Genomic DNA, 21297 nt, shown 5'->3' with positions numbered 1-21297 from the left:
GGCGGCCCGCAGAAGCCGCGCTGCCTACGGAACCATAGTGACATGAGTATAACGATAGAACAAATTCGCGCCGCGCTGCGCGCCGCGCAAGACCCGAATACCGGTATGAATTTGGGTGTTTCTGTAAAAGATCGTGACATCAAACTGGACGGTGGGCGTGTTTCGCTGTCGCTGGAACTGGGTTATCCCGCCGACGCCGTGCGCGCGCAGGTGCGCGACGCCGCCGTGGCGGCGCTGGCCGCGGCTGGCGTGGCCGACGCTCAGGTCGACGTAACCTGGAAGGTCGCTGCCCATGCGGTGCAGAAAGGCCTGAAGCCGCTGCCCAATGTGCGCAACATTATTGCAGTGGCCTCCGGCAAGGGCGGGGTGGGCAAGAGCACCACGGCCGTGAACCTGGCTTTGGCCCTGGCGGCCGAGGGGGCCAAGGTGGGCGTGCTGGATGCCGATATCTACGGTCCCAGCGTGCCGACCATGCTGGGTATCTCCGGTCGTCCTGAAAGCCTGGACAACAAAAGCATGGAGCCGCTCACCGGCCACGGCCTGCAAGCCAACTCCATCGGCTTTCTCATCGACGCCGATTCGCCCGCCATCTGGCGCGGCCCCATGGTGACTCAGGCGCTGGAGCAGCTGCTGCGCCAGACCAACTGGCGCGATCTCGACTACCTGATCGTCGATATGCCCCCGGGCACGGGCGATGTGGCCCTGACGTTGGCGCAAAAGGTGCCAGTCGTGGGTGCGGTCATCGTCACTACGCCGCAGGACGTGGCGTTGCTGGACGCGCGCAAGGGTTTGCGCATGTTCCAGAAGGTCGACGTGCCGATCCTGGGCGTGGTCGAGAACATGGCCATCCACATCTGCTCGCAGTGCGGGCATGCCGAGCACATTTTCGGCGAGGGCGGGGGCCAGCGCATGGCCGAGCAATACCAAACGCCCTGGCTGGGCAGCCTGCCGCTGACCCTGGCGATCCGCGAACAGACCGACGCGGGCTCGCCGACCGTGGTGTCCGACCCGGGCAGCGAAGCCGCCGCCCTCTACCGCGGCATCGCCCGCAAGCTGGCGGCTGGCGTGGCAGCGCTTCCCCGCGACATGGCCGGGAAATTCCCGTCCATCGTCGTGCAACAACCGACCTGACGCATGCGGTGGGCAGCCCGCGCCTTCTTGGCAGGACTTTTCATGATGACGGGCGAGGCCTTGGCCAAACGCCCGGAGATCATCGTGGATCCCGGCGGCGTGCCGCCGGCCGCCCTGCAGGCGATTACCGAGGCGGTCGACGCGATCGCGCGGCTGGCAGAGGACCAGGACGGCGGTGAAATCAACCGCCTGCGCCGGCGCGCGCGCGACGCGACGCTGGCGGCCCTGGCCACCCAGGGCTATTTTTCCCCCACGGTGAAGCTCGAGGCCGGCACCGATATCGGCGGGGAAACCTGGGACATCAGCATTGTCTCCGGCAAGCGCACCACGGTCTCGTCCGTGGACCTCAAGTTCACCGGCCGCATTACCCGGCCCGAGTTCGCCACACGGGTGCAGAAGCTGCGTGACGACTGGCAGCTCAAGACGGGCCAGCCCTTCATCAACAGCGATTGGAACAAGGCCAAGTCGAATCTGCTGGACGCGGTGTCTTCGCGCGACTTCATGCTGGCGCGCATGACCGCGTCCGAGGCTGAAATCGAGGCAGACGCGGCGTCTGCCGCGCTGCGCGTCACGATAGACAGCGGCCCCCAGGTCCGCATGGGGGAGCTCACCACCGAAGGCCTGAAGCGGGTGCCGGAGAAACTCGTCGAGCGCTACGTGCGCTATTCGCCCGGCGCCGCCTATGACCAGAACAAGCTGGACACCTGGCAACAGGACCTGCAATCCACCGCCTTCTTCCGCGGCGCGTTCGTATCGCTGGAGCAGCCGGGCAACGCGCAGCCGACGCCCGAGCCCAACGCCGACCGCGCGCGCGCGCCAGGGTCGACCGGCCTGGCCGCGGCCACGCCGGCGGGCGATCCCACCGTGTCCGGCGCCATGCCGCCTCCGCCGCCGGCCTATGACTCGGATGGCGAGGTGACCCTGCCCGTGCAGGTGCGGGTGGTCGAAGCGCCGCCCAAGCGCTTCACCGGGTCCATCGGGGTCGACGACGAGGCCGGCCTGCGCGTGGAGTCGCTCTACCGGCAGAACGTGGTGTTCGGCCAGCCTGTCACCATGGAGACGGGTTTCAGCGTGGACCGGCTGCAACAGCGCGCCTACACGGACTTCCTGTTGCCCCCGAACGAGCGAGGCTACAAGGATTCCTTCGGCGTCCTGTTCGACCATTCCGATATCCAGGGGCTGGATGTCACGCGTTACGCCCTGGGCGCGACGCGCCTGCAGGAGCGCAAGGGCGCGGGCGACAGCCGGGTCGAATACGAGACCCGCTGGGGCCTGCTGCTGGCGCAAGACCATGTGAAGATCGACGGCGGCGACCAGTACAAGCTGCCGACCCTGACCGCGACGGCCGAATGGCTGCGTCGCGATGTGGACAACAAGTACGATCCGCGCGAGGGCAACCTGATCGCCGTCGGCGGCGGCGTGGGCGTGACGCTCGATACCGGCGAACCCTACACCCGTGCCCGGCTGAGGGCGCAGAAATGGTGGCCTGTCGGCAAGCTGGACGTGCTGACCGTGCGCGGCGAAGTTGGCCGGGTGTGGTCCAACAGCAAGGTGCGGGTGCCGGACGACTTTGGCTTTCGCACGGGCGGTGCGCGCTCCATCCGCGGCTACAAGTACCAAAGCATAGGCGTGAAGCAAGATGATGCCGTGGTGGGCGCGCCCACGCTGCTGGTCGGCAGCATCGAGTACGACCACTACTTCAATGAACGCTGGGGCATGGGCGTGTTCGTGGACGCCGGCGACGCCGCGGAATCGTTCGGCGACATGTCGATGGCGGTGGGCTATGGCGTTGGCGCGCGGGTACGCACGCCGGCCGGCCCCTTGTTCCTGGACGTCGCATACGGCCAGCGCGACCGCGACCTGCGCCTGCATTTTTCCTTGGGGATCGCGTTTTGAAGGGGTTGCGCAAATTCCTGCGCCATGTGCTGGTGTGGTGGTTGCCGGGCCTGGCCATGCTGGCCGTGCTGGCGGGAGGATTCCTGTTCTGGCTGGTCGGCTCGCAGAACGGAACGCGGCTGCTGTTGACCACGGCAGCGCAGCAACTGAACGGGCAGGCGCTGGAGGTGAACGGCTCGTTGCTGCGCGGCGTCTCGGTCGGCAAGCTGGACCTGGATGCCGGCGGCACCCGCGTGGACCTCACCGATCTGCGTTTGGATGTGAATTGGCGCGCCCTGGGCGACCGCCTGCTGCACGTGCGCGAAGTATCGGCGGGATCGGTGCATATTTCGCTACCCGCGACGGCCGATACCGCGCCGGCGCAAGACGACGGTGAGCCGTTCACGCTGCCCTCGTTGCCGGTGGACATTGCCGTGGACCGGCTGGCCCTCGGTGACTTCCAGCTCGAACAGGACGGCCAGCCCCTGCCGGTGAGCCTGGGTAACCTGGACGCCACATTTGCGGCGGGCAAGCAGGGCGCGCAATTGCGCATCGCCAGCCTGCGCGTGGGTCACGCGCTTGCGCAGGCGGACATCGCGGGCCAGGCCGACCTGCAAGGCATGGCGGACCCCTGGCCGTTTACCGCGCGCCTGGACGTGACGGCGCGTGGAACCGGCCCCGATTCTCCGCTGTGCGAGGCCGACAAGCTGAGCAGCGTGTATGAGCGTCCTGCGGGCGCCGGCAAGAAACCGGATGCCAAAGCGGACGCCAAAGCGGATGCCAAGGCCGATTCCAAGGCCGGTGTCCGCGCGGACTCCGCCGAACCGCCCCGGGTTGCCTGCCTGGTCGTGCTGCGCGCGGATGCGGCCGGGTCGCTGGATGGCATCCAGGCAAAGCTGGACGGTGAAGGCTCCGGGCTGCTGCTGGATGTGACGGCCGATCTGGCGCCGCGCACGCCGCTGGTGCTGCGCAGCGCCCGGGCGCGGGCGCAATTGCCCGACAAATCCACCCTGGCCGCTCAACTCGACCTGCAATCGGATACCGCGCAGGGAGCAGGCCGCGACCGTATTGCGGGCACGATAAGCGCGCAGCGCCTGGATCTGTCGCCCTGGCTGGGCAAGGACATCCCGCCCGCCGTGCTGACCGTGCGCGGCGATGTGCAGGCTGACATCGAGAACCTGAGCCAGCTGCGCCATGCCGCGGTGGACCTGCGATTCGAAGAGGGCACGCGCTGGAACAAGCAGCCCTTGACGGGCGCGCTCAAGGCCCAGGTCGACATCGCGGCCGCCGCCGCCGATGCCGCTGCTGCAGAAGCCGATCCGCTGGCCGGTCTGCGCATCCACGGCCTGGACGTGGACCTGAAGCTGGGCCGCAACCGTATCCAGGCCACGGGTGAGCTGGACGCCAAGGACGGCGCGCTGACCCTGGATGCCAAGGCGCCCCAGCTGGACGCATTCTGGCCCGGCATTCCCGGTGGCGCGGAATTGAAGGGCAAGCTGGCAGGGACGCTGGCCGCGCACCGCGGCGAGCTTTCGGCCGGCTATACGCCGCCCAAGCCGCGGCCGGGCGTGCTGGGGGAGGCCCCCGCCAAGGCCAACATTGCTTTCACTGGCGCCTGGGGCAAGGGGCAGGCCGGCACGCCCGATGCCGCCCTCTCCGGATGGCGCGGTTCGTTCTCGCGTTTGACGGCGGAGACCGCCGGTTTTGCCGTGGGGGTGGATCGGCCGGTCTCGTTGGCCTACGTGCCCTCCGCCGTGGAGCCGCAATGGCAGTGGCAGGTCGGGCAGACGGCGCTGAGTCTGACCTTGCCCGGCAAGGAACGCGTGGTCCTGGCGCACCGAGGGTCGCGGGGAGGCGGCAAGCGTTGGGAAACCGCAGGCCAGGCCGACAACCTGGTGATCACTGCCGCCATGGCGCGGCAGGTAATCGGCGCCATCGACCCCGAAGCCGCCGCCAAGCTGGGCAAGCGACCAAGCCGCGTGAACGCCATGGTGCCGGAGGGTCAGCGCCGCATTGCGCTGGACGTGTTGTGGGACCTGAAGTTCGACGGTCGGCTCGGCGGCAAGGCACGCATTGCGCGCCGCGAAGGCGACCTGCTGATACCGGGCGACCCTCCCATTCCGCTGGGGCTGAAGACATTGGTGCTCGACCTGACCGCCACGCCGACCTCCGCCAACGCCAGCCGCCTGGACGCCAAGGTCAACCTGGCGACCGACAAGATGGGCGTCATCAACGGTACCGGCACGGCCGTGCTGGTGGTCGACGCCAAGGGCGGCATGGCGCTGGACCCGCGGCAACCGCTGCGAGCCAAACTGGACGCCGACATCGCCGACCTGGCCTGGGTCAGTCTGTTCGTAGGGGATTCGATGGAGGTTGGCGGGACCGTCAAGGCCAATCTGGAAGCCCAGGGGACGCTGGCGGGGAAATGGGCAGCCAGCGGCAACATCCGCGGCGACAAGCTGCGCGTGGTGCGGATCGACGACGGTGTGCGGCTTATCGACGGCACGTTGTCCGCTCGCCTGGACGGGGACCGGGTGGTGCTGGAGAGCCTGCGTTTCCCGGCTTCGCTGCGCGTGATGCCGGCCGAATGGCGCACCAAGGAATGGATCACGACCAATCCCGAGGCCAAGGGCGGCTACGCCGAGGCCAAGGGACAATGGAATTTCATCGACGGCGGCGGTGACATCCGGCTGACGCTGTACCGCTTCCCGGCGTTACAGCGCTCGGACCGTTACGCCATGGTGTCCGGCGTCATCGACGTGAAGGCAGCCATGCCGCGCATCGATATCGTGGGCGACCTGAAGGCGGACGCAGGCTGGTTCAGCCTGGAGATCCTCCAAGGGGTGCCGTCGCTGGACGACGACGTCAAGGTACGTCGGCCGGGCGACGATCCCGGCACGGTCTCCACGCCGCTACAGACCAGCATGAACCTGAAGTTCGACATGGGGCCGCGCTTCTACATCACCGGCATGGGGCTGGACGCCGGCCTGCTGGGCTCCATCCAGATCCTGCTGCAGGACGGCCGGCTGACCGGCGTGGGCGCGCTGCGCACCCGCGGCGGCGGCATCGAGGCCTACGGCCAGAAGCTGCGGCTGAGCCGCGGCACGCTGACCTTCCAGGGCCGCCTGGACAATCCGTTGCTCGACATCGAGGCGCTGCGCACGGGCGAACAGGTCGAGGCGGGCGTCAAGGTGGTCGGCACCGCGCAGCGGCCGCGCATCGACCTGGTGTCCTACCCGGACGTCAGCGACGTGGAAAAACTGTCCTGGCTGCTGCTGGGCCGCGGCCCGGACGAAAGCGGTGGCGACGCCGCGCTGCTGATGTCCGTGGGCACGGCGCTGCTTGGGGGCGGGCAGCCCTTCTATAAGCAATTCGGCCTGGACGACGTCAGCATCAAGACGGGCAACATTGGCAGTTCGGGCAGCATCCTGCCGGACCGCACGGTGGCCGGCGACGTGAACCGCGACAGCGACAGCCAGCTGGCCACGCAATTCCTGGTGGCCAGCAAGACCTTCGCCAACGGCATCACCCTGAGCGTCGAGCAGGCGCTGTCTGGCACCGATACCGTGGGCCGGGCCAGCTACCGGCTGGCGCGCGGACTGTCGGTGGACCTGAAGGGCGGGGCGGTCAACGGGATTGCGCTGGTCTACCGGACCTTCTGGGGCAACTGAGACGAAGCCGGGCGGGAGCCTTCCGTCCGGCCGTCTCCGGCAGCGCGCCCGCGCTCGGGATAAAATGGCGTCCGTTCCATTCCCTAGCACCATTCCCACCATGAGCATCAAAAGCGACCGCTGGATCCGCCGCCAGGCCGAAGCCGGCATGATCGAACCCTTCGAGGCAGGGCAGGTCCGCACAGCCAATGGCGGGCGCATCGTCAGCTACGGCACCAGCAGCTACGGCTACGACGTGCGCTGCGCCGACGAGTTCAAGATCTTCACGAACATCAATTCCACCATCGTCGATCCCAAGAACTTCGACGAAGGCTCGTTCGTGGATTTCAAGGGCGATGTCTGCATCATTCCGCCCAATTCCTTCGCGCTGGCGCGCACGGTCGAGTATTTCCGCATCCCGCGCAGCGTCCTGACGGTCTGCCTGGGCAAGAGCACCTACGCGCGCTGCGGCATCATCGTCAACGTCACGCCGCTGGAACCCGAATGGGAAGGCCACGTCACGCTGGAGTTCTCGAACACCACGCCGCTGCCGGCCAAGATCTATGCCGGCGAGGGCTGCGCGCAAATGCTGTTCCTGGAAAGCGACGAGGTCTGCGAGACGTCCTACCGTGACCGCGGCGGCAAGTACCAGGGCCAGCGTGGCGTGACCCTGCCGCGTACCTGAAACCTCAGTCCGCTTTTCCGGGCGCCGGGCGCAGGTAGTCGATATCCCATTCGCTTTCGCCGGTCTGGACGAATCCGTGACGGCGATAGAAGCGGTTCGAATCGCTGTCGCGCAGCGCGCTCAGGCTTACCGGCAGCCCGCGGCTGTCGGCCTCCTGCAGGATGCGCCCCAAGACCTGCGCGCCCAGTCCGAGGCCTTGCGCGGCAGGGCGGATGTACAGGTGGTCCAGGCGTAAACCGTCGCCATCCGGACGCAGGGCGTAGAAGCCTATCCGTTGGTCATCCCGCTCGATGGACCAGGTATGTTCGGGCCGGAATGTGCTGCGCAGGCGCGAGCGCGCGCGTTGCGGATCGAAGCGTCCCAGGCGTTCCAGGCTCTCGCGCATGGCTTCGATGCGCAGCGCCAGCAGATCCTCGAAGTCGGCCTCCGAGACGGGCGAGTACCGCAGTTGCGGCGTTGCCACCTCGTCGTAGCCCCGGCCCAGGAACTGCAGGATGCAGATGCCGTGTCCGTAGGGGTCGCTCAGATGCGCGATGCGGCCCCAGGCGTGCGAGACGGCGGGATCTTCCAGGCGCGCGCCGGCAGCCACGGCCTGTTGCACTGCGCGGTCTGCGTCCTCCACCACCACGTCCAGGTGCACCGGCGTCCAGTGGCGCGCGTAGTCGCGAGGTTGGCGTGTCGCGCCGGCGGCTGGCGTGCCCGCCGCTTTTTCCAGTAGGTAGATGGGCGCCTCGGCGCCCAGCATTTCGGCCGCCTTCGGTCCCAGCCTGCGTCGCAGCGTCAGGCCGAAAGCGCGGTGGTAGAAGTCGATGGCGTGTTCCAGATCGGGAACGTCGATGTTGACCAGGATGCGCATTCGGGGATCGTCCGCTGGGTGGAGGCGGAAAACATATCATGGCCGCCGCGTCCGGTGTTGCGTGTAAACGCGCTAAAGAACACCACTGCCGCGTCCGTAAATGACAGTACATGTGTTTGCCGATTTGGCGACGTCATTTCCGCAAGCGTTAGAAAAGCCCCGATCCGTGCGTTACCCCCATATCCCCTGGCTGCCTCTGTTGTTCTACCCTGCGCTGCCCGTGGCCGCGGCGGTGGGGCTGCTGCTGTGGCGGGAATGGCCGCCAGCCCTGACGCAAATCGTGCCGTTCGTGCCCTGGGTGATGGCGCTGATCGGCGTTGCCGTGTGCCTGATGTACCAGCGCGCGCAGACCATGGTGCTGATGCTCAGCGTGCTGGCGGCCACCGCGGCCTGGCCGGCGCTGGCCCGGGATGCGCCCTGGGCCGTGGGGCCGGTGCTGGCCTGGTGGTCATTGGCCTACACCATCAACGCCCTGTGGTCCGAACGCTCCAGCATGTTGCTGGACCTGGCCGCCCGCATCGGCCTCATCGCGGCCGGCGCGGCGGCTATCGCGCTCGCCGGCAAGGACGGCATGGCCGATCTGCTCGGCATGCTGTCCGTGCAGGGCAGGCTGGCGCACCTGAGCGTACCCATCGAAGGGCTGATCGCGCTGCTGGCCACGGGCCTGACGCTGACGCTGCTGCTTCTGCGCTATGGGCGTCCGCAGCAGGCCGGGCAGTGGCTGGGCTTTGTCTGCATGGCGTGGGCCTTGCCGCGCGGGGCCGAGCATCCCGTCGAATTGGCGCTGATGTCCACCGCGGCCTTGACGGCGCTGTGCGTCTCGCTGGCGCACGAAGGCTTCCACATGGCGTTTCGCGACGAGCTCACGGGCCTGCCCGGCCGGCGCGCGCTGAACGAAAGGCTGCAGCGCATGGGCCGCGTCTATACCCTGGCGATGGCCGACGTCGACAACTTCAAGGCGTTCAACGACACCCATGGGCACGATGTGGGCGACCAGGTATTGCGCATGGTGGCTGCCCAGCTGCGGCGCGTGCCTGGCGGCGGCCGGGCCTATCGCTATGGCGGCGAGGAATTCACGCTGGTGTTTCCGGGCAAGACCGCTGCGGAAAGCATGCCGCACCTTGAAAGCGTCCGGCGCGCCATCGAGGCCTACCACATGCGGCTGCGCGACAAGCCGGCGCGTCCCAAAGCGGACCAGATCGGCCTGCGCCGCCGCGGCGGACGCGATGCCCGCAATGCGCGCCCGCTGCGGGTGACGGTCAGCATCGGCGTGGCTGAGCGCAGCGAAGCCCTGCGCGCGCCGGAGTCGGTGATCAAGGCGGCCGACCAGGCGCTCTACCAGGCCAAGGGCGGCGGCCGGAATCAGGTGCGGGCCTACAGCACGCGGCGGCGGCCGAGCGCGGCGTGAATCCGCCGGGCTATTTGCCGTCCAGCGGCAGCGCCATCAACGCTTCATCGTAGAGTTCGCCGTTCACGCACAGCGCTTCGCGCTCGCGTCCATACTCCGTGAATCCCAGGCTGAGATACAGCGCGGTGGCGGCCAGGTTGTTGGCGGTCACGCTCAACTGCACCTGGCGGATGCCGCGCATGCCCGCTGCGTGGGTGATCGCCGCCTGCATCAACTGCCGGGCCAGGCCTTGGCCGCGATGCGACGGCGCCACGTACATGCTCCAGATATGCGCCTTGTGGCGCATCTTCAGTTTGCGCTGCCGGCCCACGCCGACCATGCCGGCCAGGACCTCGCCGTGGAATACCCCGAACATCGCGCTGTCGTCCGAGGGCTGGATCCAGGTGCGGATGTCCTCCAATGTCAGCGTGTGTTCCTCTTCGTAACTCGATCCGAACGATTCAGGGGTTTCCACCAGGGCGTCCAGGCGTAATTGGCGCAGCGCCGCGGCATCGGAGGGAATCAGGCGTCGGACCAGGGGAGGGAGCATCGGCGGCAAGTGTTGGGAATTGGGAACGTTCGGTTGCGGTTTGGGCAGTATAGAGGGACGCGCTGCCTATAATGGTCTTAACGCCGCTTGCGGTTTTCACAAAGGAGCCAATGATGTTCGGTTTCCTCAAGATAAACCAGGACGCCAAGCGCGACGAAGTCCAGGAAGAGTTCGTGGCGCGCGTGGCGGGTGCCGCGCAGGACTTCGTCCAGGCAGCCGGTCCAACCGGCGCCGTGCTGGACTACACACCGTCCAGCGTCCATGCGCTGGACGAAGCGCTCGAGGCCGCCCACGTCGGCACCTTGCCTCTCACCCCCATGCAAACTGTCGGTGCAGCCGCCTATCTCTACGAGGTGGGACGCCGCGCGCACGGCGGCCTGTACGAAGTCTGTGACGACGAGGACCCCGTGGTGCTGGTCTGCGGCGATCCCGGCACCGAAGTCTGCTTCGGCGCCATCGCCAAGGTCGAACGGCGCATCCGCTACGGGTCAGCCGAGGCCATCCCGCCTTATTTCGAGCAGTTCCTGACCGCGTTGCAGGCGGGCGAGGCTCGCACCATCCGCTAGCATCCCGGCTCTTCCCGCGCCGGGGTTGCTCCCCCGCGCGGCCGATGTCTCTGTGCTGAAAGCGGCCGCTTTTGGCGCGATGACAACGGCCGTCCGCGGCTTTCGGGGCCTTTCCGGGATTTCCCTTAGGACTGTAAGAAAAACAGTCCTACAATTCGGCCATTCCCGCCGCCCTGGCGGGTGCTCGCGCCGTCTGTCATCAGGCGGATTTTTACTAGAAGTACACTCGCGCCGCGATTCGCGTCCGAACCCGCCTTGCCCCCAGGAGCGCCTGCATGAAATTCCGCTTCCCCATTTTCATCATCGACGAAGACTACCGTTCCGAGAACGCGTCCGGTCTGGGTATCCGCGCCCTGTCCGCGGCGATCGAGGCCGAGGGCGTCGAGGTGATCGGGGTGACCAGTTATGGCGACCTGAGCTCGTTCGCCCAGCAGCAGAGCCGGGCCAGTGCCTTCATCCTGTCGATCGACGACGAAGAGTTCGACGTGGATTCGCCCGAGGACGTGGCCAGCGCCATCAAGAACCTGCGCGCCTTCATCGGCGAGCTGCGCTTCCGCAACGCCGACATCCCCATCTACCTGTATGGCGAGACGCGTACCTCCGAGCACATCCCGAACGACATCCTGCGCGAACTGCACGGCTTCATCCACATGTTCGAGGACACGCCCGAATTCGTGGCGCGCCACATCATCCGCGAAGCCCGTAGCTACGTCGACAGCCTGCCGCCGCCGTTCTTCCGCGAGCTGGTCAAGTACGCGCAGGACGGCTCGTATTCCTGGCACTGCCCCGGCCACTCCGGCGGCGTGGCGTTCCTGAAGAGCCCTGTGGGCCAGATGTTCCACCAGTTCTTCGGCGAGAACATGCTGCGCGCCGACGTCTGCAACGCCGTGGACGAACTGGGCCAACTGCTGGATCACACCGGTCCCGTGGCCGAATCCGAACTGAATGCGGCGCGTATTTTCCATGCCGACCACTGCTTCTTCGTCACCAACGGCACCTCCACCTCCAACAAGGTGGTGTGGCATGCCAACGTGGCTGCTGGCGACGTGGTGGTGGTGGACCGCAACTGCCACAAGTCGATCCTGCACGCCATCACGATGACGGGCGCGATCCCGGTGTTCCTGCGCCCCACGCGCAACCACCTGGGCATCATTGGCCCGATTCCGCTGGAAGAGTTCAGCCCTGAGAGCATCCGCAAGAAGATTGAAGCCAATCCCTTCGCGCGCGAAGCGGTCAACAAGAATCCGCGCATCCTGACGCTGACGCAGAGCACGTACGACGGCGTCATCTACAACGTGGAAATGATCAAGAAAGAACTGGGCAGCTATGTCGATACGCTGCACTTCGACGAAGCGTGGCTGCCGCACGCCTCGTTCCACGAGTTCTACCAGGACATGCACGCCATCGGGCAGGACCGCCCGCGCAGCCAGGATGCCATGGTGTTCGCCACGCACTCCACGCACAAGCTGCTGGCCGGCATTTCGCAGGCCTCGCAGATCATCGTGCAGGAGTCCGAGACCCGCAAGCTCGACCGCAATGTCTTCAACGAAGCCTATCTCATGCACACGTCCACCTCGCCCCAGTACGCGATCATCGCGTCCTGCGACGTGGCCGCCGCCATGATGGAGCCGCCGGGAGGCACTGCGCTGGTCGAGGAAAGCATCCGCGAAGCCCTGGACTTCCGCCGCGCCATGCGCAAGGTGGAATCCGAGTTCGGCAAGAACGACTGGTGGTTCAAGGTCTGGGGCCCGAACCGCCTGGTCGCCGAAGGCATCGGCAATCGCGATGAATGGATACTTGAATCCAACGACCACTGGCACGGCTTCGGCGAAATGGCTGAAGGCTTCAACATGCTGGACCCGATCAAGGCCACCATCATCACTCCGGGGCTGGACATGTCGGGCAGCTTCGGTGAAACCGGCATCCCGGCCGCGCTGGTCTCCAAGTACCTGACCGAGCACGGCGTGGTGGTCGAGAAGACCGGCCTGTATTCGTTCTTCATCCTGTTCACCATCGGCATCACCAAGGGCCGCTGGAACACGCTGCTGACCGCCCTGCAGCAGTTCAAGGACGATTACGACCGCAATCAGCCGCTGTGGCGCATCCTGCCTGAATTCTGCCGCGACCATCGCCGCTATGAGCGCATGGGCCTGCGCGACCTGTGCCAGCAGATCCACGAAGCCTACCGCGAGCGCGACGTGGCCCGCCTGACCACGGAGATGTACCTGAGCGACATGGTGCCGGCGCTGAAGCCGTCCGACGCGTTTGCGCGCATGGCGCATCGCGAAGTCGAGCGCGTCGACATCGACAAGCTGGAAGGCCGCGTTACCGGCGTGCTGCTGACGCCGTATCCTCCGGGCATCCCGCTGCTGATTCCGGGCGAACGCTTCAACCGCACCATCGTCCAGTACCTGCAGTTCGCGCGCGAGTTCAACCAGCGCTTCCCGGGCTTTGAAACCTACATCCACGGCCTTGCCGATGAAGTGGGGCCGGATGGCGAAAAGCGTTACTACGTCGACTGCCTGATCGAAGACTGATGTTCGATGTAGCAGTGCTCGGCGCCGGCGCCGCTGGCATGATGTGTGCCGCGGTCGCTGGCCAGCGCGGTTTGCGCGTGGTGCTGGTCGACCATGCCGAGCGCCTGGCGGAGAAAATCCGCATTTCTGGCGGGGGCCGCTGCAATTTCACCAATATCGGCGCCGGCCCCGCCAATTTCCTCTCCGAGAACCCGCATTTCTGCCGATCGGCATTGGCGGGCTATACGCCGCAGGATTTCCTGGCGCTGATGAAGCGCCACCATATCCCCTGGCACGAGAAGCATCGTGGTCAGCTGTTCTGCAATGACTCCAGCGAATCCATTATCGAGATGCTGCGCGCGGAATGCGACGCGGGCGGAGTGCAATGGCGGATGGGGTGTTCGGTGGCCGAGATCGGTCATGGCGAACAAGGTTTCGAACTACGCACCAGCCAGGGGCCGATCCGCGCCGCCAAGCTGGTGGTGGCCACCGGCGGCATGGCGATTCCCCAGCTCGGCGCCACGGATTTCGGCCTGAAGATCGCGCGGCAGTTTGGCCTGAAGGTGGTGGAGCCGCGGCCCGCGCTGGTGCCGCTGACCTTCGATGCCGCGCAATGGCAGCCCCTGGCGGAATTGTCCGGCGTAGCCCTGGAAGTCAATTTGCACACCGGGCAAGGCAAGACCCGCGGCGAATTCCTCGAAGACCTGCTTTTTACGCACCGTGGCCTGTCCGGCCCGGCCATTCTGCAGATATCCAGTTACTGGAAACCCGGCGAACCGATCGTGGTCGATCTGGCGCCAGGCCGCGATCTGGCCGAAGAACTGCTGGCGTCCAAGTCCGGCAACCGGCAACAGCTGCATACCGTGCTGGCGGGCCTCTGGCCCAAGCGTCTGGCCGACCGTTGGCTGCACCTGGCCGAGCAGGGCGGCAAACCTGGACTGGCATCGCTGCGGCTGGCGGACGCACCGGACAAGACCTTGCGCGCGCTGGCGCAGGATATCCATCAATGGACTCTGGTGCCCAGCGGCACCGCTGGCTACAAAAAGGCCGAAGTGATGCGCGGCGGGGTGGATACGCGCGGACTGGACCAGAAGTCCATGCAGGCCAAGACCACCGCCGGGCTGTATTTCATCGGCGAAGCCGTGGACGTCACGGGCTGGCTGGGCGGCTACAACTTCCAGTGGGCGTGGGCCTCCGGGGTCGCTTGCGGCAAGGCGCTGTAACGACAAGGCCAGGGCGCCGATAGGTCGGCGCTATGGCAGGCATTGGAAGCTTGCCGTTGTGATATCAAATAAAAATACTTATCATTTATGTTTTCGATATTGATCTGGCCTCTGAGAGAGGGCGGATCCCACGGAGACATTCATGGCCTACACCCTTCCGCCCCTACCATACGCCTACGACGCCCTGGAGCCTCATATCGATGCGATGACGATGGAGATCCACCACAGCAAGCACCATCAGACCTACGTCAATAGCCTGAACGCCGCGCTGGAAGGCGCGGGTATTGCGACCGATGAACCGGTCGAATCCTTGGTGGCGCGGCTGGAACAGCTGCCTGAAGCCGTCCGCGGTGCCGTGCGCAACCATGGCGGCGGCCATGCGAACCACAGCCTGTTCTGGTCCGTCATGTCACCCGAAGGCGGCGGCGAGCCGGACGGCGAGTTGGCCGGGGCTATCGAAGCGGACCTGGGCGGGCTGGCGGCCTTCCGCGACGCCTTTACCAAGGCCGCGCTCACGCGTTTCGGCAGCGGCTGGGCCTGGCTCTCCGTCACGCCCGCGGGCAAGCTGACGGTCGAAAGCAGCGCCAACCAGGACAGTCCGCTGATGCAGGGCAACACGCCCATCCTGGGCCTGGACGTGTGGGAGCACGCCTATTACCTCAAGTATCAGAACCGTAGGCCGGAGTACATCGGCGCCTTCTACAATGTCGTGAACTGGCCTGAAGTGGCGCGCCGCTACGCGGCGGCTCGGCGCTGAGCGCATCTCTCGCAAGGAGGCAGCGGCACATGAACACCTTCAGCCGTCATCGCGTGCGGCCAGCGGCCACCAGCATTAGCGTGTGGACGTTGGCGGTATTGGTGGCCTGCCTGGGCCTGCACCAGCTGTGGGCCTATCTGGACGTGCGCGCGCCGCACGTGGCCGATGCCCTCCTGGGCGGGCTGGTGGCCGCCGCGGCCACGGCGCTGGGTACCGTGCCCATTCTGTTCGCCCGCAGCATTCCGCAGAAAATGCAGGACAGCATGTTCGGCTTCGGGGCCGGCGTCATGCTGGCGGCCAGCGCATTTTCGTTGGTGGCGCCAGGCATCGCCGCAAGCCGCGACCTGGGCTACGGTCCCTGGGGCGCCGGCTTGACCGTGGGCGCCGCCGTGCTGCTGGGGGCTGCCGTGCTGTTGCTTATGGACCGCACCCTGCCGCATGAGCACTTCATCAAGGGCAGGGAAGGCATCGAGGCCCACCGTCTGCGCCGCACCTGGCTGTTTGTCTTTGCCATCACTCTCCATAATCTGCCCGAGGGCCTGGCCATCGGCGTGGGTTACGCGGGCAACGACGCCATGCGCGGCACCGCGCTGGCCACCGGAATTGCGATCCAGGACATTCCCGAGGGGCTGGTGGTGGCGGTGGCGCTGCTGGCCGCGGGTTACCAGCGCGCGTTCGCGGTGGCGTTGGGCATGTTGTCGGGGTTGGTCGAACCCCTGGGCGCCGTGCTGGGCGCGGCCGTGGTCGGTTGGTCCGAACCGCTGCTGCCCTGGGGGCTGGGCTTTGCCGCCGGCGCCATGCTGTTCGTGATCAGCCACGAAATCATTCCGGAATCGCATCGCAAGGGGCATGAGGTTTACGCGACCTGCGGGCTGATGCTGGGATTCGTGTTGATGATGCTGCTGGACACGGCGCTGGGCTAGCACCGGGCCCGCAAAGACGCGGGCAGGCCGCAAGGGCGGGGCATTCCCTGGCTGCGGCTTTCGTTGTATGCTTGCGCCGCTGTCACGCATGTTGCGGGAGAGAGCGGCCTGTACGTCCGGCCGCCGCCGAAGGCGCAATTCGCCCGGAATCGCTCAGGTAACCCATACCGCCCATGCTTGCTCCGTCCCGGTTTTCACCATGTGGACGCGGCAAAACAGCACTCTGGAGAGACCTGGCGCCGCCCCTGAAATAGGGACATGTCGAGCAGCCCAGGCGCCGAAGGTGCAAACCCGCCACGCGGGGCAACTCTCAGGCAAAAGGACAGAGGGGCGGAAGATTCAGCCGTAGTGCCGGCGCAGGCCGTTACGCACCACAGGCATTCCGTAACCCTGGCAACATTGCCGCCCCGGAGTTTCCGCGCATGTCCGCAACCCTCAAACGCACCCCGCTGGCCGAAGAACACATCGCCTCTGGCGCCCGAATGGTCGATTTCGGCGGCTGGGACATGCCGCTGGCCTACGGTTCGCAGCTGGAAGAACACCATGCCGTGCGCCAGGACGCCGGCATGTTCGACGTGTCGCACATGCTGAACGTCGACGTGGCCGGCCCGGACGCTTTCGCGTTCCTGCAACGCCTGGTCGCCAACGACGTGGCCAAGCTGACCGTGCCGGGCAAGGCGCTGTACAGCTGCATGCTGAATCCGCAAGGCGGCGTCATCGACGACCTGATCATCTACTTCTTCGCCGCCGACGAATGGCGCGTCGTGGTCAACGCCGGCACGGCCGACAAGGACGTGGCCTGGATGCAGCGCGTCAAGCAGGCTGGCCAGTTCGACGTCGCCATTACGCCGCGCCGCGATCTGGCCATGGTGGCCGTGCAGGGCCCGAACGCCCGCGCCAAGGTCTGGGCTGCCCGCCCGGCATGGCAGGTCGCCAGCGAGCCGCTGACCCCCTTCGTGGCCGCCCGCGTTGGCGACGACACCCTGGTGGCCCGTACCGGCTACACCGGTGAAGACGGCTTTGAGATCGTGCTGCCCGCTACCGAGGTCGTGCAGTTGTGGCGCGATCTGGTTGCCCAGGGCGTGCGTCCCTGCGGGCTGGGCGCGCGCGATACGCTGCGCCTGGAAGCCGGCATGAATCTCTATGGCCAGGACATGGACGAGCTGACCCAGCCCGACCAGGCCGGCCTGACCTGGACCGTCTCCCTGAAGAACGCCGAGCGCCGCTTCATTGGCCGCGACGCGCTGGAGCAATTCGCCACCCCCGCCGCCTTCATCGGCCTGAAGCTGCAAGAGCGCGGCGTCATGCGCGCGCACATGGCCGTGCGCACCAAGGACGGCATGGGCGAACTCACCAGCGGCACCATGTCGCCTACCTTGGGCGTCTCCATCGGTTTCGCCCGCCTGCCGCAAGGCGTGAAGCCGGGTGACACGGTCGAGGTCGACATCCGCGGCAAATGGGTGCCGGCCCTGGCTTGCAAATTGCCGTTCGTGCGTAACGGCAAAGCGGTCGAACACTCGTAAACTCGAAGCTTCGCGCGAGCCGCCGGCCCCCTGGGCGACGGTCGCCCGCGCGAGGCGCGCAACACCATTCATCTACCCGCATTCCCTCAGGAGTTCCCATGAGTCTGCCCACCGATCGCAAGTACACCGAGTCCCATGAATGGGTCAAAGCCGAGGGCGATGTGTTCGTCGTCGGCATCACCGATACCGCCCAGGATCAATTGGGTGACCTGGTCTTCGTTGGCGACGTGAAGGTCGGCGCGAAGCTGAACGCCGGTGAAACCGCGGGCGTGGTCGAGTCGGTCAAGGCCGCTTCGGACATCTACGCTCCCGTGGCCGGCGAGATCGTCGCGTTCAACGAAGAGCTGGAAAACAACCCCAACCTGATCAACGAATCGGCTTTCACCGCCTGGATCTTCAAGATCAAGCCGGTCAATGCCGCGGACGCCGACAAGTTGCTCGACGCCGCTGGCTACGAAGCCGTCGCCAACGGCTAAGCCGCTTGTAGGCAACGGGCGCGGAGGCACAGGCTCCGCGCCCGTTGCTCAAGATGCAACACCGTCCGTCCTCCGACGACACCCGCTATCCCGAGATCTCCCCATGTCGCGCGCCCTAGACACCCATACCGACTTCATCCCCCGCCATATCGGCCCTTCCGACGCCGACCAGGCCGCCATGCTTGCCGTCATCGGCAGCGCCAGCCTGGACGCCCTGATCGAAGAAGTCGTGCCGCCCAAGATCCGCAGCCAGGCTCCGCTGGCGCTGCCCGCTTCGCGCAGCGAAACCGACGTGCTGGCCGAGCTGAAGCAGATCGCCGGCCGCAACAAGGTCTACCGCAGCTACATCGGCCAGGGGTATTACGGTACGCAGACGCCGAACGTGGTGTTGCGCAACATTCTTGAGAATCCCGCCTGGTACACGGCCTACACGCCTTACCAGCCCGAGATTTCGCAGGGCCGCCTGGAGGCTCTGCTGAACTACCAGACCATGGTCGCCGACCTGACCGGCCTGGATATTTCCAACGCCTCGCTGCTGGATGAAAGCACCGCCGCCGCGGAAGCCATGACGCTGGCGCGCCGCAGCGCCAAGTCGAAGAGCACGGTGTTCTTCATTTCGCGCCACGTGCATCCCCAGACCATCGAAGTCGTGCGCACGCGGGCCGAAGGCCTGGATATCGAAATCACCGTCGGCGACGAGGCCGAAGGCCTGCCCGAGTGCTTCGGCGTGCTGCTGCAATATCCGCACAGCACCGGCTCGGTGGCTGACTACCGCAAGCTGGCCGACGCCGCGCATGCACAAGGCGCCATCGTGGCCGTCGCCACGGATCTGCTGGCGCTGGCCCTGCTGGCCGCGCCGGGCGAGTGGGGCGCGGACATCGCTATCGGTTCGGCGCAGCGTTTTGGCGTGCCCTTCGGCTTTGGCGGCCCGCATGCCGGCTTCATGGCCTGCAAGGACGCCTTCAAGCGCAACATGGCCGGCCGCCTGGTCGGCGTGTCCAAGGATGCGCAGGGCAACCCGGCGATGCGTCTGGCGCTGCAAACGCGCGAACAGCACATCCGCCGCGAGAAAGCCACCTCCAATATCTGCACCGCGCAAGTGCTGCTGGCCGTGATGGCCGGCATGTACGCCGTGTGGCACGGCCCTGTCGGCATCCGCCGCATCGCCGAGCGCGTGCAGCGCAGTACCGCAATCCTGCGCGCCGAACTGGTCAAGCTGGGTGTGAAGGTCGTCAATGACACCTTCTTCGACACGCTGCTGCTGGAAACCGGCGCCGCCACCCCGGCCATCCTGACCGCGGCCGATTGCGCGCACATCAACCTGCGCCGTGTCGACGGCGCCCGCCTGGCGGTGTCTCTGGACGAGACCGTGACCGTGGCTGACCTGCAGGCGCTGGTCAACGTTTTCGCTGCAGGCCTGGAACGCGACGACGTCGAGCTCGACATCGACGCGCTCGACGCGGCCGCCGCGGGCGGCATTCCTGCCGCAGTGACGCGCGAAAGCGCCATCCTGAAGCACCCGGTGTTCTCCAGCGTGCAGTCGGAAACCGACATGCTGCGCTACCTGCGCAAGCTGGCCGACAAGGACCTGGCGCTGGACCGCACCATGATTCCGCTGGGCTCGTGCACCATGAAGCTCAACGCCACCGCCGAGATGATTCCCATCACGTGGCCCGAGTTCGCGTTGATCCACCCGTTCGCGCCCGCCGCGCAAAGCCAGGGTTACAACGAACTGATCGATCGCCTGTCGGCCGCGCTGTGCGAAATCACCGGCTACGACAACATCAGCCTGCAGCCCAACTCCGGCGCGCAGGGTGAGTACGCCGGCCTCTTGGCCATTCGCGGCTACCACCAGGCCAACGGCCAGCATCAGCGCAACATCTGCCTGATCCCGTCGTCGGCGCACGGCACCAACCCGGCATCGGCGCAATTGGCCGGCATGGACGTGGTGGTGGTGGCGTCCGACGCCAACGGCAACGTCGATCTGGCCGATCTGCGCGCCAAGATCGAACAGGTGGGCGACAAGCTGGCCGCCCTGATGATCACGTACCCGTCCACGCACGGCGTATTCGAGGAAGCCGTCACCGAGATCTGCGATCTGGTGCACAAGGCCGGCGGCCAGGTGTACCTGGATGGCGCCAACATGAACGCGATGGTGGGCGTGGCCCAGCCGGGCAAGTTCGGTTCGGACGTGTCCCACTTGAACCTGCACAAGACCTTCTGCATCCCGCACGGCGGCGGCGGCCCCGGCGTGGGCCCGGTGGCGGTGCGCGCGCACCTGGCGCCGTATCTGCCGGGCGTGGTGAACGAGCAAGGCAAGCTGCCCGGCGACGCCAAGGTGGGCCCCGTGTCGGCTGCGCCGTTCGGCTCCGCCGGCATCCTGCCCATTCCGTTCGTGTACATCTCGCTGATGGGCGCCGACGGCCTGCGCCGCGCAACCGAAGTCGCCATCCTGAACGCCAACTACATCGCCACTCGTCTGCGCGACCATTACCCGGTCCTGTACGCGGGCCGCAACGGCCGCGTGGCGCACGAGTGCATTCTCGATGTGCGTCCGCTCAAGGAAACCAGCGGCATCAGCGCCGAAGACATCGCCAAGCGCCTGATGGACTACGGTTTCCATGCGCCTACCATGAGCTTCCCGGTGGCCGGCACGCTGATGGTCGAGCCGACCGAATCGGAAGGCATCGCCGAGCTGGATCGCTTCATCGACGCGATGATTTCGATCCGCGAGGAAATCGCCCAGGTCGAGCGTGGCGAACGCGACCGCGAGGACAACGTCCTGAAGAACGCGCCGCACACCGCGCAGATGCTGCTGGCCGAAGAATGGCTGCACGACTATCCGCGCCAGCAGGCCGCCTATCCGGTGGCGTCGCTGCGCGATGCCAAGTACTGGCCGCCGGTAGCCCGCGTGGACAACGCCTATGGCGACCGCAACCTGGTGTGCGCCTGCCTGCCCATCGAAGCCTACGCGTAAGCACGGAGAGCAAGGCCAGGCGGAAAAAAATGCCCCCACGCTGCGCCTTTGGCTAGCTGCCCCCCGAGGGGGCGCTTTTGCCTTGGGGCGGCCCGGCGGCAAAAAAACGCCCCCACGCTGCGCCTTTGGCTAGCTGCCCCCCGAGGGGGCGCTTTTTGCCTTGGGGCGGCCCGGCGGAAAAAAATGCCCCCACGCTGCGCCT

Annotated in this window: 15 protein-coding genes and 2 riboswitches; of the genes, 13 read left to right on the top strand and 2 right to left on the bottom strand. The window is 66.5% G+C overall.

The annotated features are described in order from the left end of the window. Window positions 1–42: 42 nt before the first annotated feature. The 4 genes from apbC to dcd all read left to right on the top strand — a co-directional run bounded on the left by apbC (window position 43) and on the right by dcd (window position 7341). Complete coding sequence (apbC, locus tag VCS63_RS24545) at window positions 43–1131, top strand: iron-sulfur cluster carrier protein ApbC (RefSeq protein WP_323881252.1); 1089 nt, start codon at window positions 43–45, stop codon at window positions 1129–1131. Window positions 1132–1134: 3 nt separating this feature from the next. After that, window positions 1135–3027 (top strand): autotransporter assembly complex protein TamA, encoded by a 1893-nt coding sequence (locus VCS63_RS24540; protein ID WP_042795189.1) that lies wholly within the window; start codon window positions 1135–1137, stop codon window positions 3025–3027. Next, the gene (locus VCS63_RS24535; RefSeq protein WP_416379209.1) at window positions 3024–6677 is read left to right on the top strand and encodes a translocation/assembly module TamB domain-containing protein; all 3654 of its coding nucleotides are present in this window, start codon (window positions 3024–3026) and stop codon (window positions 6675–6677) included. Before VCS63_RS24540 ends, VCS63_RS24535 begins: the two co-directional genes overlap by 4 nt. Window positions 6678–6777: 100 nt before the next feature. Then, complete coding sequence (gene dcd, locus VCS63_RS24530; protein ID WP_041654363.1) at window positions 6778–7341, top strand: dCTP deaminase; 564 nt, start codon at window positions 6778–6780, stop codon at window positions 7339–7341. A 4-nt stretch (window positions 7342–7345) separates the two neighbouring features. Here the strand turns inward: dcd and VCS63_RS24525 are convergent, their stop codons facing one another. Continuing rightward, window positions 7346–8197 carry a GNAT family N-acetyltransferase gene (locus VCS63_RS24525; RefSeq protein ID WP_323881249.1) on the bottom strand — a complete coding sequence of 284 codons (852 nt, stop codon included), beginning with the start codon at window positions 8195–8197 and terminating at the stop codon, window positions 7346–7348. Window positions 8198–8363: 166 nt separating this feature from the next. On the opposite strand from VCS63_RS24525, the gene VCS63_RS24520 reads away from it, so the two are divergent. Beyond that, the gene (locus tag VCS63_RS24520) at window positions 8364–9605 is read left to right on the top strand and encodes a sensor domain-containing diguanylate cyclase (protein WP_063642861.1); all 1242 of its coding nucleotides are present in this window, start codon (window positions 8364–8366) and stop codon (window positions 9603–9605) included. Window positions 9606–9615: 10 nt separating this feature from the next. Here VCS63_RS24520 and VCS63_RS24515 read toward each other — a convergent pair whose 3' ends face one another. Next, complete coding sequence (locus VCS63_RS24515) at window positions 9616–10134, bottom strand: GNAT family N-acetyltransferase (RefSeq protein ID WP_313378071.1); 519 nt, start codon at window positions 10132–10134, stop codon at window positions 9616–9618. 113 nt (window positions 10135–10247) lie between these two features. Between VCS63_RS24515 and VCS63_RS24510 the strand changes: the two genes are divergently transcribed. The 8 genes from VCS63_RS24510 (at window position 10248) to gcvP (ending at window position 21095) form a co-directional block, all read left to right on the top strand. Then, the gene (locus VCS63_RS24510) at window positions 10248–10700 is read left to right on the top strand and encodes a hypothetical protein (RefSeq protein ID WP_308024207.1); all 453 of its coding nucleotides are present in this window, start codon (window positions 10248–10250) and stop codon (window positions 10698–10700) included. A gap of 275 nt (window positions 10701–10975) precedes the next feature. Continuing rightward, complete coding sequence (locus tag VCS63_RS24505; RefSeq protein WP_063642858.1) at window positions 10976–13237, top strand: arginine/lysine/ornithine decarboxylase; 2262 nt, start codon at window positions 10976–10978, stop codon at window positions 13235–13237. Further along, the gene (locus VCS63_RS24500) at window positions 13237–14439 is read left to right on the top strand and encodes an NAD(P)/FAD-dependent oxidoreductase (RefSeq protein ID WP_042795182.1); all 1203 of its coding nucleotides are present in this window, start codon (window positions 13237–13239) and stop codon (window positions 14437–14439) included. Before VCS63_RS24505 ends, VCS63_RS24500 begins: the two co-directional genes overlap by 1 nt. A gap of 142 nt (window positions 14440–14581) precedes the next feature. Then, window positions 14582–15196 (top strand): superoxide dismutase, encoded by a 615-nt coding sequence (locus VCS63_RS24495; protein WP_042795181.1) that lies wholly within the window; start codon window positions 14582–14584, stop codon window positions 15194–15196. 29 nt (window positions 15197–15225) lie between these two features. After that, a complete protein-coding gene (locus VCS63_RS24490) occupies window positions 15226–16119 on the top strand; it encodes a ZIP family metal transporter (RefSeq protein WP_323881246.1) in 894 nt (297 codons plus the stop codon). An 84-nt stretch (window positions 16120–16203) separates the two neighbouring features. Then, window positions 16204–16299: riboswitch (glycine riboswitch) on the top strand. Between the two features lie 33 nt (window positions 16300–16332). Beyond that, window positions 16333–16455: riboswitch (glycine riboswitch) on the top strand. A gap of 86 nt (window positions 16456–16541) precedes the next feature. Beyond that, complete coding sequence (gene gcvT, locus VCS63_RS24485) at window positions 16542–17642, top strand: glycine cleavage system aminomethyltransferase GcvT (protein WP_323881245.1); 1101 nt, start codon at window positions 16542–16544, stop codon at window positions 17640–17642. 98 nt (window positions 17643–17740) lie between these two features. Beyond that, window positions 17741–18118, top strand: coding sequence for a glycine cleavage system protein GcvH (gene gcvH / locus VCS63_RS24480; RefSeq protein WP_042795177.1), 378 nt, complete (start codon window positions 17741–17743; stop codon window positions 18116–18118). A 103-nt stretch (window positions 18119–18221) separates the two neighbouring features. Continuing rightward, complete coding sequence (gene gcvP / locus VCS63_RS24475) at window positions 18222–21095, top strand: aminomethyl-transferring glycine dehydrogenase (protein WP_323881244.1); 2874 nt, start codon at window positions 18222–18224, stop codon at window positions 21093–21095. The last annotated feature ends 202 nt before the right edge of the window (window positions 21096–21297 follow it).

Origin of the sequence: Achromobacter sp. D10 (assembly GCF_035282245.1) — a bacterium.
GTDB classification, from domain to species: Bacteria; Pseudomonadota; Gammaproteobacteria; order Burkholderiales; family Burkholderiaceae_B; genus Achromobacter; species Achromobacter insolitus.
This window is presented reverse-complemented; position numbering and strand designations above follow the sequence as displayed.